Source organism: Acetobacter senegalensis, assembly GCF_001499615.1.
GTDB lineage: Bacteria > Pseudomonadota > Alphaproteobacteria > Acetobacterales > Acetobacteraceae > Acetobacter > Acetobacter senegalensis.
On record NZ_LN606600.1, the window covers coordinates 1,735,419 to 1,746,945 of the forward strand.

The window sequence follows — 11,527 nt, forward strand, 5'->3', positions numbered from 1 at the left end:
ATGACCACCATTGCCAAAATCCAGCCTGGTGCCATGGCGTTGCCGGTTGCGCCCGTTGAGCCTTCCGCCGATCTGTCAGCCCTCATCGCAGCGGTGCAGCGGGGCGTCCCGATGACAGCCCGTGACTTGACGCCTGCTCTCGTTTCCGAGGCAAGGGCCATCGCGGGAGATCAGAACGCCAACGCTCCGGCGCAGGAAATCATCATCGCGGCGTGGGTGAAAAAACTGATCCCGCTGACGGTAAACCCGCCGACTGATCCAGCCGATAGCGCAGCCAAGATTAGCGCCATTTGCGAAATCTGCGGTGACATGCCAGCAGCCGTTTGGACGCCGGAGACGCGCAAGGCGTGGGTCACCCAAGGCCCGCAAGGCAAGTTCTGGCCTAGCCCTGCGGAGCTTTACGCCCACCTCCAGCCCTATGCCGACAAGCTGCGCCGCAACATCGAGGGATGCCGCCGCATCGTGCGATTGGCTGAGCGGGCAGGGAAGCGCGAAGAGTGTGTGAGCGCCGAGGAACGGGCAGCCGTGGCACGGCAGATGGCTGAATGGCGCAAGTCGATGGGGCACACGGATGCAGAGCCGGAGCAGCGCCGTCCCGTAGAGCCACAACCGAGCGTGTCAGAACGTCTGGCTGAGTGTTGCAGGCAGTTGGCGGCGGACCCAACGCAGGGCGTGTGGTTAGAGCCGCTCATTGCGCAGTTGGAGGCGCAGGTTATGGCTACATACGGGAAAGAGACAACAGGAAGGGCGCACAGTGCTGCGCAAGTGTTTGCACGGTAAATCGTTGTACGGGAACCAGACCGCACTCAGCGGGCAACGTAGGGGATTTTAGGGGTATGTGTGAGAACAGCAGAGGCGACACCCTAGACTGGCACGAATGGCCCGAGCCAGAGCCCCACAGGCCGCCAGTCACGCCGCACCCGGTCCCGCTACACGAGAGCGAGCCGGGGTTGACGGAGGAGGAGGATTTGGGGCTATTTTTTGAATGGCTCAACCATGCGTTTTGCGCGGTCATATGAGTTTGATATTTCCCCCATCATCGCGGACTTGTGATCGGTTAGTATGTTTTTCTCCATAATTTCAGTAGAGACGGATGAGTCTATCATTGAGTAGAACATGTTTCTGTATAAATCGAAGTCATTCGGATGTAGTTTATTTATTATTTCTGATGCTTTTATGATTGCGGTAGTAAGGTCTGATAAACATTTTTCGATGTTTGGGTATTCATCTGCCTCAGATGGGCTTTTCATTTTGCAGTGCGCCAATTTAACCGCTTCGTTAGATTGATTGGCTAGGGCGCGAAGCATCTCAGTCATGTATGAGATTTGGGAGGATTTGTTTTGCTCTTTCGCAATGGTGTAGGCGTAAAATCCAATGGCCGCAGTAAATATCATTGTAAAAAATGATATTATAGACCCGCTCCATGTGGCGTGGTCACCTAGATCTGAGGTTATGGTTGATGGAACTATAAATGCAATGAGGGAAATTATTACTATTGCCTGAGCTGAAAAGACGAAAATAAGACAGTTTTTCATTTATATATCCCACGGAATTTTAGGATGAATCAAATCATCTATCTCACTATAGCGCCATTTAGCCATGATAGCAGCTGTTTCATTTGGCCACATCTACGCACCGCAGAAAGCGGGGGGGGCTCACAAAATTACTCCGCATAAATGAGCAGGATGTTGGTTCTTTTCCCTGTACTTTTTGCGGGGGGTGTGATTCTATTTTGGGATGCAGGCGCAAACCTCCAATCGTGAAATCTTGTCTCGCAAGGCCGCAACATACCGCACAAGCGCGGATGATGTGCAGCGGATACTTGCGTTGCGTGAGGCAGGCCTGTCGCTGCGCAAGATTGGGTTGCACACAGGCAAATGCATGGAGGGTGTGCGGCAGGTTTTGCTGCGTGTTCGGGATGCCAAGAAAGAGGCTTCTGCTGTTACAGAAACTCCCGACGAAGAGAGTGCCGAAATCGATTTGCTATCAAGGCGACGAGAGCCATTGCGCTCCGGGCACCCAGTGGCAGTCAATGCGATTTGGAAAGGGCTTGAGAGATGGCGGACGATTTGACCGAACCTACCGACTGCCGCCACCCCAACAACGCCAGCATCTATGCGCCAGCCCGGAATTGGGCGGTGGCGTGTGCGGCTACTCAGGCCAAGGATGGGGTGCCGTTGACTGAGGCGCAGAAGGTGGCGGTGGAGGAGGCGAGGAAATGAGCATGCCCAGTCGTCACGTCAAACAGATCCTAGCTGCCGTCAAAAAGCGTGGGTGGGTCGCGCAGATCACGAATGGTGGCCACGTCAAATGGCGGCATGACAGCGGCGCTTTTCTGTTCGGGTCAGTAACACCGAGCGACAGCAGAGCAATCAAAAACCTAATGGCGCAGATGAAGCGTGTGGAGATGCGGGTATGAAAAAATACATCATTGTCTCGAACGATCGCGACCCGGAAACCGGGGATAGGCTGATGTTCCAATTTTTTGCGCGGTCAAAGCGGGGGAAAGCGCTCGCCAGAAAAGCTGCGCGGGTTGCTGGGGTTGATGTGTTGGAGGTGTTTGGTCCCAGCCAGAGGGCAAGTGCATATGCGTTGTCTCTGGAACCCAAATGACCAAGTGTGATCGTCCGGAAATAAAGCGTATCACCCTTAAGGGAGGAGATATCCTTTGGACGCACTCAAAGGGTCCTGCCGATCAAAGGCACCACTCGAACGCGAACAGACAAATCACTGGCGTAGCAGAGGCATTTCCTGCGCCGAGCGATTTTACCCAAGGCAGGTATAACTGCCGCGGCGAATATGTAATCCCAGAGGGTCGGTGATATGCAAAAAGTTATCAGCAAGCCACGCCACGAAATCCGGCGTGCTCAGGATAATGGGCCGACGGTGGAGAGGGCGGCTAAGTCAGCGTTTAAATCATCACCCGGGAAGCCTGCTAAAGAGCAGACAGTGGTTGATGCTATGTTGGCTGCGGGTGATATTTCCCAAGACGCAGCCAATGCTGCTGACCGGTGGTTTTGTGTCTGGCAATTCGCGTTTAATGGCTACAAAGAGTTTTCCGAAAATCACGTGCCAAATACCGAGATCAGGCATGATGATCTATCGTGGTTGATGACGCGGGCTGACGCGGTCGGTGATCTGTATGATGTGAGGAAAGCGCTCGGCGTCTGCTCTGAGACACGGTTGCGGGCAATGCTGGTTGATAAGATGTCATTCCGCAAGATTGGCGAATGCATGTTCCCGCGCGTCTCAACCGATCTGGCCCGTAAGAAGATTGCCGCCCAATGCGCCTTATTGCTGGAGCAGTTGTCCGAGTATTATCGTAATGTTGATCGGGAACGCAGGCGTGAAAAAGAGGCTTGTACCCCGGTACCTTTTCAGGTAGGTTAAACATTATCGTTGCAATACGTGTGTTTGTGAGCCGCCACTGAGCGGCTTTTTCTTTTTCTGGACAATTGATGCTCACTGGCTCCGTCATTCGCTTCCGGCGTCATGATGCGGTGTGCCTTGGTGAGATACATGGCGTTTCGTATGTCTGTCGCGTGATTGCGACGACTGAGACAACATGGCATCGCGCTGATGTGCCTCTCTCAATGGTTGAGTGCGCTGATGCTGGGTTGCGGCCTGATGCGCGCATAAGATGCTGGCCCAAGGCAGCGACTGGTGGTGTTGTTGTCGGGCGGTTGTCTGGAACGACTATGGCTCGGGTTATCGCGGCAGTTAAGCGCGAGGCCCAGATGAGGGCTTTTGAGGATGGGTGGGGGTTGAGGGATGGCCGGACTGAACGATAAACAGCGCCGGTTTGTCGAGGAATACCTTGTTGATCTCAATGCCACGCAGGCTGCTATTCGGGCTGGATATAGCGAGAAAACTGCTCATTCTATCGGCCAGAGATTGTTGAAGAATGTTGAAATTCAAAACGCGATTTCTGAAGCGCAAAATGCCCGGTCCAAGCGCACGCAAATCACACAAGATCGAGTGCTCCAAGAGTTCGCCAAGATAGGCTTTTCCGATATCCGAAGCCTTTTCACTGAGGATGGCAATCTTAGGCCGCTCAGCGCCTTGGACGCAGATGCAGCAGCGGCACTTTCTTCCGTGGAAGTTGTCACGAAGAACTTGGGTGATGGCGAGGTTGAATACGTCCACAAAATAAAACTCTGGGATAAGGTGGGGTCTCTTACGCAGATAGGCCGTCACTTGGGCATGTTTGTGGATAAGACTGAGGTTCGCACCGTCAAAAAGATTGAAGACATGACGGATGAAGAACTCAAAGGCCTTCTCGGGGAAAGCGACTAACAGAGCACGCACTGAACTTTCCCGCCGTATAGCAGCCCGATCAGGCTGTCTTGCTTTCACGCAATACACGATGCCCGGCTACCGGGTTGGGCCACAGCACCGGCTGCTGTGCGATAAGCTGGATGCTGTAGAACGCGGCGAGATTAAGCGCCTGATGGTGTTTATGCCGCCACGGCACGGCAAATCTGAGCTTACCAGCAAGCGCTTCCCGGCGTGGTTCTTGGGTCGCAATCCTGACAAGCAGGTTATCACGGCGTCCTATAGCGCGGACCTTGCGCAGGACTTTGGGCGGCATGCCCGAAATACCGTGGCATCCAGTGAGTTTGCGGTCCTGTTCCCCGGCGTGGGCGTGGCGGGCGATAGTGCTGCTCGCGACAAATGGCACACGAGTAAGGGCGGCGTTTACACGGCAGCGGGCGTCTCTGGATCACTTACCGGCAAGGGCGCACATGTCGCGCTGATTGACGATCCAATTAAGGGACGCCAGGAGGCCGAGAGCGACACTGTCCGTAATGCTGTATGGGACTGGTACCGGTCCGTTCTTCGTACCCGCTTGATGCCGGGAGGCGCTATCGTGCTGGTGCTGACGCGCTGGCATCCTGACGATCTGGCTGGGCGCTTGCTTGATGAGATGCAGAACGGGACCGGCGAAAGCTGGGATGTGTTGTCGCTCCCGGCTATTGCCGACAGCTTTGATGATGCGCTTCATCGTGAGATCGGGCAGCCTCTATGGCCGGATGTGTTCGGGCTCTCTGAGCTTGAGGCCATCCGCAAGTCAATTGGCCCCCGTGAGTGGTCAGCACTGTATCAACAGCAGCCGACGCCCGGTGAAGGCACATTATTCAAAACCGGGATGTTTCCCGTCTTGGATGCGGCCCCACTGGGCGGCACGATTGTCAGGCGGTGGGATTTGGCTGCCACGCGTCAGGTTGGTACCCGTGATCCTGACTGGACTGTTGGCGTCAAGATGGCTCGCTACAATGACGGGCGGTTTACCATTCTGGATGTAGCGCGGCTTCGTGGAGATCCTCAAGAAGTGGAGGCCGCCATCAAAAACACGGCTGCGCTCGATGGCCCCAATGTAGAGATTGTTCTGCCGCAGGACCCGGGGCAGGCAGGGAAAGCGCAGGCGGAATACTTTATCCGCATGCTGGCTGGCTATCGGGTTCGTGCAGAACGCGAAACCGGCGACAAAGCGACAAGAGCCGCGCCGTTTTCGTCTCAGGCCAACGCAGGGAACGTCTCTCTTGTGCGGGCTCCGTGGAATAGGACGTTCCTCGACGAGTTGGGGCAGTTTCCTGCAGGGGGTCATGACGATCAGGTGGATGCTGCGGCAGGGGCTTTTTCGGTTCTGTGCGAGGCTAGTGATCCCATGATCCTGAGCCGGGACGACTTGAATAAAATTTAGAGGCAAAATGTTCTTCCGTCGCAATCGACCCGCGCCGCCTGCGAGGATCGAGCCTGCATTGGTGCGCCCAGAGCGCAGCGTCATGACGATGACGGACACGGACTCTCGTGAGGTGGCTCGTGTGCGGTCTGGTGCAACGACTGTATTCTCCCCCGTAAAACCATTGCCTGGCGTCGTGCCAAAAGATGCTGTTGTGGCGATGGACAGTGCATACCCGGCGGACATTGCGCAGTATCTCAATAACGCTGTTGCTGACGGGACCACGTTCCTAGGGTATGCGCGCCTCGCTGAAATGGCGCAGCGCGTCGAATACCGTCACATTGTAAGCACCTTGGCGGATGAGGCTACACGGGAATGGATTGAGTTCCGGGGTAAAAGCGGATCTTCCAAGGCTGACCGCATTAGCGAGCTTGAGGCTGAATTCGTCCGCCTGTCTGTGCGTGACCACTTCAAGACGATGGCGGAATTCGACGGCTTTTATGGGATCGGCCAACTCTTCTTTGATACTGGGTTGGGCCAGCTTGATAAGAAGCTCGCCAATCCCCTGCTGCTGACGCCAGAAACTTTCCAGAAAGGATCGCTCAAGGCGCTTGTGGCTATTGAGCCTATCTGGACCAGCCCGAACGAATACAACTCAAGCAACCCGCTGCGGCCAGACTTTTACGTGCCCCGAAAGTGGTGGGTGCAGGGCGCTACTGTCCATAAAGACCGCCTGCTGCGCTTTGTGTCGCGCGAAGTGCCGCCCATTCTGGCCCCGACATACAATTTTGGCGGCATCGCGCTAACGCAACTTGCCAAGCCGTATGTTGATAACTGGGTCCGCACCCGGCAGTCTGTATCAGACCTGATTAACGGCTGCTCCATCGTCAATCTTAAAACCGAGATGCAGGCGGTTTATCAGCAGGCTGGTATCGGCGGCCTGATCAACCGCATCGAAAACTTTATGAAATTCCGCGACAATCGCGGGGTTTTTCTGACTGACAAAGACAAGGAAGAGTTGCAGATCCTCTCCGCCAATCTGGCTGGGTTGGATAAACTGCAAAACCAAGCGTTGGAGCAGGTCTGCGTTGCAGCGCAGGAGCCGCTCGTAAAGTTCTCCGGCATCTCTCCGTCCGGTCTCAATGCCTCATCTGAGGGGGAAATCCGGGTCTGGTATGACAGGGTTGCGGCTTATCAGGAATCATTCTTCCGCGCCAACCTGACCAAAGTCATGCACGCCTGCATGCTGAATATCTGGGGTGAGATAGATCCAGATATCAGCTTCAATTTTGTCCCGCTCTGGCAGTTGGATGAGGCTGCCAAAGCGGCCATTGCCAAGACCAACGCGGATACGCGGGCGGTCTATGTGGAGATCGGCGCGGCCAGCAATGACGAGGTGCGGACGGCTCTGCGCTCGGATGAAGACGGACTCTTCGACGGGGCTAATCTGGAGGGTGGCGGGTATGAGCCGCTGGCCGAGCAGGAAGGACGCGACCCCGAAAATGGCGGCGTAAGCCTGTTCGGGAACCCGGCTGCGCACACAGACAATGACGGCGTGTAATGGCCTCCAAACCCAAATCCTTAAAGCCCATAAGGCCAAGCGCCGGGGTGGGGGCGTTTTATGAGCGTGAACTGAACAAGCTCATAGACGAAATGGAAGCCAGTCTTCGCTACTGGCTTCGCGCGCGTTACCGGCGCGTAGAGAGCCAGATCACGCAGGATGCAAACCCAGCTACCGATCTGCAAAAACTGATGACGCAACTGACGGCAAAGTGGCGGCTCAAGTTCAATTCGCTCTCTCAGCATCTGGCTCCGGCGTTTGTGCAGCAGGCGCAGGGGAATGTGGACAGGACATTCAAATCAGAACTGAAAAAGAAAGCTGGATTCACGGTCAATTTCAATCCGAATAAGGATGTAAGTGGCGCGATAAAGGCTTGCGTTGAAGAAAACGTCCTCCTGATCAAAAATGTTGGAGAGCAGCACCTAAGTGATGTCAACCAGATGGTTCTGCGCGCCGTAGCGCATGGCGGAGACTTGGGCGAGCTAACCAAGGGATTGGAGCAGCGTCTTGGCATCACCCGCAGGCGTGCGGCCAACATTGCGCGCGACCAGAACGCCAAAGTCACCAGCGCCATCAACCGGCAGCGCCAGATAGACACCGGCCTGTTCGAGGCCGAGTGGGTGCATTCTGCGGGCGGGAGAAACCCGCGGCACAGTCATGTTGAGGCGGGTCGTAAGCGGCTGCGCTTTGACGTGCGTGAGGGCGCGCTGATTGACGACGAGCGCATATGGCCCGGGCAAAAGCCGAACTGCCGGTGTGCGAGCAGGATAATCCTCAAAGGGTTCAACGACGAATGACCGACATACTCGCGTATGATCGTATGGGCAGCGTGCGCACGACGGACGCTGAAGGACGCCTGCGTGTGGCCGCAACGCCCATCAGTAAGGCCAATATCTGCCCCTACATGGGTAGGGAAATTCCGAGCAACCGTGAACTTGGGCTGGACCCGGAGCGCATCTACCAGATGCTCCGTGACCCTGACGAGTTGAAAAAGGCCGCGTCAAGCTTCAACGGCCTGCCGGTGCTGGAAGAGCATTACCACGTCACAGCGGCCAACCCGCGCCGTGATCTGGTAGTTGGCACGACCGGCAATGAGGCGACGTTTGACGCGCCCTACCTGATGAACAGCCTTGTGATCTGGGACGGTGACGCCATCGACCGGATCAAGACCGGAGAGCAGCGGGAGCTTTCAAGCGCCTACCGGTACAGGGCCGACATGACCCCCGGTGAATATGAGGGGGAGAAATACGACGGCGTGATGCGCGACATTGTGGGTTCGCACGTCGCTGTCGTTCCCAGTGGCCGCGCTGGTCCAGACGTTCTGGTTGCAGACGCACAATTGGAAAATCCAAACATGAAGAAAATTCCTAAGAACAAGCAGGGTGCCCTTCTTGCAAAGCTGCGCCCGTTTCTTGCGCAAGATGCTGATATGGAAGCCTGCAAGAAGGCTATGGACGAAGACATGGATGACAAAACCGCGAAGGATGACGCATGCGAAACGCTACGTAATCTGCTCGGTGGTCGCGTTCCTGATGAAATTATGGATCAGGTTCTGGCTCTGTTTGAAAACACCTCAACCGAAGGTGCGGAAAACGTAGCAGAAGATGATGGCGAGGAGGAGCGGCGCGCCAAACTGCGCGAGGCTGGCTTTTCCGACGATGAAATTGACAAGATGATTTCCGCTCTTGCGTCGGTTGCTGAGGATGAAGAGCAGACCGAGGCTGACCGGCAGCGTGAAGCAGAAGCAACGCGCAAGGCCGATGCCGAGCGGGCCGAAAAAGAACGTCTCGACCGTGAGCGCGAATCTGCCGGGGCGAAAGCTGCGATGGACGCCGCGATCAGCAAGGCCAAAACCGAGGCTAAGGCCGAAACTATGGCCGCGATGCGCGCTCTTGTCGCCGCGCAGGCCGAAGTCGAGCCTTTCGTGGGGGCTGTGACCATGGACAGCGCGGAAGGCGTGCATCGGTTCGCCTTGCGTCAGCTTGGTTATGACCTCTCCGGCATCCCGGCCAGCGCATACGGTGCAATGTTCCGCCAGCATGCAGCCAACGCCCAGCGCGAAAAGCGCCCGGTTCTAGCGGCTGACAGCAAGGCAGGCACGTCCTTCCTCGACAACCACCCCGGCCTCAAGGCCGTGAAGATTGCAGGGTAATCAGATGCCTTTTCAGAATCAGGTTAATCAGGAACTCGCCTACGGCGTGCCTGGCACATTCGCGTCCAACAACCCGGATGCAAGCGCCGTTCCGCCGGAAGGTGCGTATGTGGCGGGCACCGGTGGTTGCACCATTGCCGCCTTCGGCTGGGATCAGGGTGACGGGACGGTGCTGAATGCACCGCCTGCCTCTACGACCTCCTACACGGTCACGGCGCTGGCTGTTGGCGCGGGCGGCACAGGCTACGCTGTTGGCGATACGGCGGCATTTGCTGGCGGCAAGGCCACGGTGTCCACAATCGGAACCGGTGGCGTTGTGACCGCCGTGACGCTCCAGAGCGCCACTGCACAGAGCACAGATCCAACAGCAACCGGCGTTGCGACAACCACAAACGGGAGCGGGTCAGGTCTGACGTTGAACGTGACCGGCACCAGCAGCACAACCGCAGCAGGCGCACCCACCGGCTTGGTGTTCAACGACCGCAGTGCATGGATCTCCGACATTTACGACGAGGCCACCATGGTCATGCCGCAGGGCTACATGGTCGATCTCAAGACCGCCGGTGATTACTTTGCCGCGGCCACGACCGCAGCGACAGCAGGGCAGAAAGTCTTTGCCTCCACCACGGACGGCACACTGTCCACCGGCGCCGCAGGAGCAACCGTCACGGGCGCTGTCGAAACAAACTTCTACGTCACGCTCGGCGGTAGCGCGGGCGAAACGATCACAATCAGCACATGGAGCCGTGGCTAATGGCTTATGACACCGAATTTGAGCTTCTGAAGCAGCGGGGCTTTGTCATGCCCGAGGGCGCGCACATTCTGCCCTCCAATGACATTCTCGCGTCTGACGCCATGGCGATGGACGCCGCGCCCACTCTCTCCACCACGGCCAACGCTGGTATCCCGGCGTTCATGGCGACCTATGTTGATCCCAAGCTGATCGACGTGGTGTTCTCTCCGATGCGCGGCGCGGAGATTGCGGGGGAAGTAAAAAAGGGCGACTGGATCACGCCGACGGCCATTTTCCCGATGATCGAAAGCACGGGGCGGACGGTCAGCTATGGTGACTGGAACAACAACGGCATTGTTGACCTCAACGCCAATTTCCCGGACCGCCAGTCCTACCACTATCAGGTCTTTGCCCGTTGGGGTGAGCGGGAAGTGGAAATGGCAGGGGCGGCCCGCATCCAGTGGGTTGCCAAGCTGCGCCAGTCTGCCGCGCTGAAGCTGAACAAGTTCCAGAACCAGACCTATTTTTACGGCGTGAAGGGGCTGCGGAATTACGGCTACCTGAACGACCCGCGCCTGCCTGCCGCAGAAGTCGCCAGCGTGAAAACCGCCGGTGGTACGTCATGGGATAAGGCAGAGCCGGAAGAAATCTTGGCTGATTGCATTGCCGTCATCACCCAGCTTCGTGCGCAGTCCGCTGGTTATGTCGATACGGATTCCGAGATTACTCTCGGCATGTCGCCCACCCGCGCGGGTGTCATGACCCTGTCGAACAAGTACGGCCTGTCAGCCTTCGACTTGCTTAAAAAGCAGTATGCCAACATCAGCATTGTCCAGGCTGTAGAGTTTGGTGATGCCGCTGGCATGACGGTTCAGACCATGATTGCTGTCGCCAAGGAGATCGAGGGGCAGCAGGTCGCTGAAGCCGCCTTCACCGAAAAGCTGCGCACCCACTCCGTCGTCACTGCGCCGTCTGGCTGGGAACAGAAACTCTCTCAGGGCACGTGGGGCGCGATCATCTACCTGCCGTTTGGCGTTGCAACAATGACGGGGATTTAAGCCATGAGCGGTACCGCATCAAACCCCGTAACCGTCGGCTGCAAACTGCCAAACGGCGTCGTTCTGCGCGTTGGGGAGAGTAAAGCAATTCTCTCCGGCGCGAACTCTTCCAACGTGATCGGGGGATATGGACTCAGCTCCGTGCCGTCTGATCTGTGGGACGCTTGGCACGCGAAGCACAAGGATAGTGACCTCGTGAAAAAGGGTCTCGTATTCGCCCAGAGCACGGTGGCCAAGGCCACGGCACAGGCCAATGAGCAGGCGGGGATCAAAACCGGGGCAGAACCTCTTGACCCCGATGCTCCAGCACCGGGCGTGACAAAAGCAGGCAGTAAGTAAA

General features: G+C 56.8%; 15 protein-coding genes. 14 read left to right on the top strand and 1 reads right to left on the bottom strand.

What is annotated here, in order from left to right:
* Positions 1-780, top strand: coding sequence for a hypothetical protein (locus tag ASN_RS07775; protein ID WP_058987808.1), 780 nt, complete (start codon positions 1-3; stop codon positions 778-780).
* A gap of 194 nt (positions 781-974) precedes the next feature.
* Here ASN_RS07775 and ASN_RS07780 read toward each other — a convergent pair whose 3' ends face one another.
* Entirely contained in the window at positions 975-1,535 is a 561-nt protein-coding gene (locus tag ASN_RS07780) for a hypothetical protein (protein ID WP_157765145.1), read from the bottom strand.
* 202 nt (positions 1,536-1,737) lie between these two features.
* Between ASN_RS07780 and ASN_RS19925 the strand changes: the two genes are divergently transcribed.
* The 13 genes from ASN_RS19925 to ASN_RS07845 all read left to right on the top strand — a co-directional run bounded on the left by ASN_RS19925 (position 1,738) and on the right by ASN_RS07845 (position 11,526).
* The gene (locus ASN_RS19925; RefSeq protein ID WP_058987810.1) at positions 1,738-2,073 is read left to right on the top strand and encodes a hypothetical protein; all 336 of its coding nucleotides are present in this window, start codon (positions 1,738-1,740) and stop codon (positions 2,071-2,073) included.
* Positions 2,058-2,222: a hypothetical protein gene (locus ASN_RS19605; protein WP_157765146.1), complete on the top strand. Its 165-nt coding sequence runs from the start codon at positions 2,058-2,060 to the stop codon at positions 2,220-2,222. Before ASN_RS19925 ends, ASN_RS19605 begins: the two co-directional genes overlap by 16 nt.
* Positions 2,223-2,224: 2 nt before the next feature.
* Positions 2,225-2,419 carry a hypothetical protein gene (locus ASN_RS07790; RefSeq protein WP_058987811.1) on the top strand — a complete coding sequence of 65 codons (195 nt, stop codon included), beginning with the start codon at positions 2,225-2,227 and terminating at the stop codon, positions 2,417-2,419.
* 404 nt (positions 2,420-2,823) lie between these two features.
* A complete protein-coding gene (locus ASN_RS07805; RefSeq protein WP_058987814.1) occupies positions 2,824-3,390 on the top strand; it encodes a hypothetical protein in 567 nt (188 codons plus the stop codon).
* 68 nt (positions 3,391-3,458) lie between these two features.
* Positions 3,459-3,791 carry a hypothetical protein gene (locus ASN_RS19610; RefSeq protein ID WP_157765148.1) on the top strand — a complete coding sequence of 111 codons (333 nt, stop codon included), beginning with the start codon at positions 3,459-3,461 and terminating at the stop codon, positions 3,789-3,791.
* Positions 3,772-4,296, top strand: a complete 525-nt coding sequence (locus ASN_RS07810; protein WP_082666620.1) for a terminase small subunit — start codon at positions 3,772-3,774, stop codon at positions 4,294-4,296. Before ASN_RS19610 ends, ASN_RS07810 begins: the two co-directional genes overlap by 20 nt.
* Entirely contained in the window at positions 4,259-5,704 is a 1,446-nt protein-coding gene (gene terL / locus ASN_RS07815) for a phage terminase large subunit (RefSeq protein ID WP_058987815.1), read from the top strand. The genes ASN_RS07810 and terL overlap by 38 nt, the downstream gene beginning before the upstream one ends.
* An 82-nt stretch (positions 5,705-5,786) precedes the next feature.
* Complete coding sequence (locus ASN_RS07820; RefSeq protein ID WP_231948435.1) at positions 5,787-7,244, top strand: DUF1073 domain-containing protein; 1,458 nt, start codon at positions 5,787-5,789, stop codon at positions 7,242-7,244.
* Positions 7,244-8,041, top strand: a complete 798-nt coding sequence (locus ASN_RS07825) for a phage minor head protein (protein ID WP_058987816.1) — start codon at positions 7,244-7,246, stop codon at positions 8,039-8,041. The genes ASN_RS07820 and ASN_RS07825 overlap by 1 nt, the downstream gene beginning before the upstream one ends.
* The gene (locus tag ASN_RS07830) at positions 8,038-9,396 is read left to right on the top strand and encodes a DUF2213 domain-containing protein (RefSeq protein WP_058987817.1); all 1,359 of its coding nucleotides are present in this window, start codon (positions 8,038-8,040) and stop codon (positions 9,394-9,396) included. The genes ASN_RS07825 and ASN_RS07830 overlap by 4 nt, the downstream gene beginning before the upstream one ends.
* A 4-nt stretch (positions 9,397-9,400) precedes the next feature.
* Positions 9,401-10,150: a structural cement protein Gp24 gene (locus tag ASN_RS07835; RefSeq protein ID WP_058987818.1), complete on the top strand. Its 750-nt coding sequence runs from the start codon at positions 9,401-9,403 to the stop codon at positions 10,148-10,150.
* Entirely contained in the window at positions 10,150-11,187 is a 1,038-nt protein-coding gene (locus tag ASN_RS07840) for a major capsid family protein (RefSeq protein WP_082666623.1), read from the top strand. Before ASN_RS07835 ends, ASN_RS07840 begins: the two co-directional genes overlap by 1 nt.
* A 3-nt stretch (positions 11,188-11,190) precedes the next feature.
* Positions 11,191-11,526 (top strand): hypothetical protein, encoded by a 336-nt coding sequence (locus tag ASN_RS07845; protein WP_058987820.1) that lies wholly within the window; start codon positions 11,191-11,193, stop codon positions 11,524-11,526.
* Position 11,527: the final 1 nt, after the last annotated feature.

What these genes read in the sequence shown, in the direction of transcription:
- ASN_RS07825 (WP_058987816.1), top strand. Translation starts at nt 7,244, where the DNA reads ATGGCCTCCAAACCCAAATCCTTAAAGCCCATAAGGCCAAGCGCCGGG.
- ASN_RS07780 (WP_157765145.1), bottom strand. Translation starts at nt 1,535, where the DNA reads ATGAAAAACTGTCTTATTTTCGTCTTTTCAGCTCAGGCAATAGTAATA.
- ASN_RS07820 (WP_231948435.1), top strand. Translation starts at nt 5,787, where the DNA reads ATGACGATGACGGACACGGACTCTCGTGAGGTGGCTCGTGTGCGGTCT.
- ASN_RS07805 (WP_058987814.1), top strand. Translation starts at nt 2,824, where the DNA reads ATGCAAAAAGTTATCAGCAAGCCACGCCACGAAATCCGGCGTGCTCAG.
- ASN_RS19925 (WP_058987810.1), top strand. Translation starts at nt 1,738, where the DNA reads ATGCAGGCGCAAACCTCCAATCGTGAAATCTTGTCTCGCAAGGCCGCA.
- ASN_RS07835 (WP_058987818.1), top strand. Translation starts at nt 9,401, where the DNA reads ATGCCTTTTCAGAATCAGGTTAATCAGGAACTCGCCTACGGCGTGCCT.
- terL (WP_058987815.1), top strand. Translation starts at nt 4,259, where the DNA reads ATGAAGAACTCAAAGGCCTTCTCGGGGAAAGCGACTAACAGAGCACGC.
- ASN_RS07775 (WP_058987808.1), top strand. Translation starts at nt 1, where the DNA reads ATGACCACCATTGCCAAAATCCAGCCTGGTGCCATGGCGTTGCCGGTT.
- ASN_RS07790 (WP_058987811.1), top strand. Translation starts at nt 2,225, where the DNA reads ATGCCCAGTCGTCACGTCAAACAGATCCTAGCTGCCGTCAAAAAGCGT.
- ASN_RS07840 (WP_082666623.1), top strand. Translation starts at nt 10,150, where the DNA reads ATGGCTTATGACACCGAATTTGAGCTTCTGAAGCAGCGGGGCTTTGTC.
- ASN_RS07810 (WP_082666620.1), top strand. Translation starts at nt 3,772, where the DNA reads ATGGCCGGACTGAACGATAAACAGCGCCGGTTTGTCGAGGAATACCTT.
- ASN_RS07845 (WP_058987820.1), top strand. Translation starts at nt 11,191, where the DNA reads ATGAGCGGTACCGCATCAAACCCCGTAACCGTCGGCTGCAAACTGCCA.
- ASN_RS19610 (WP_157765148.1), top strand. Translation starts at nt 3,459, where the DNA reads ATGCTCACTGGCTCCGTCATTCGCTTCCGGCGTCATGATGCGGTGTGC.
- ASN_RS07830 (WP_058987817.1), top strand. Translation starts at nt 8,038, where the DNA reads ATGACCGACATACTCGCGTATGATCGTATGGGCAGCGTGCGCACGACG.
- ASN_RS19605 (WP_157765146.1), top strand. Translation starts at nt 2,058, where the DNA reads ATGGCGGACGATTTGACCGAACCTACCGACTGCCGCCACCCCAACAAC.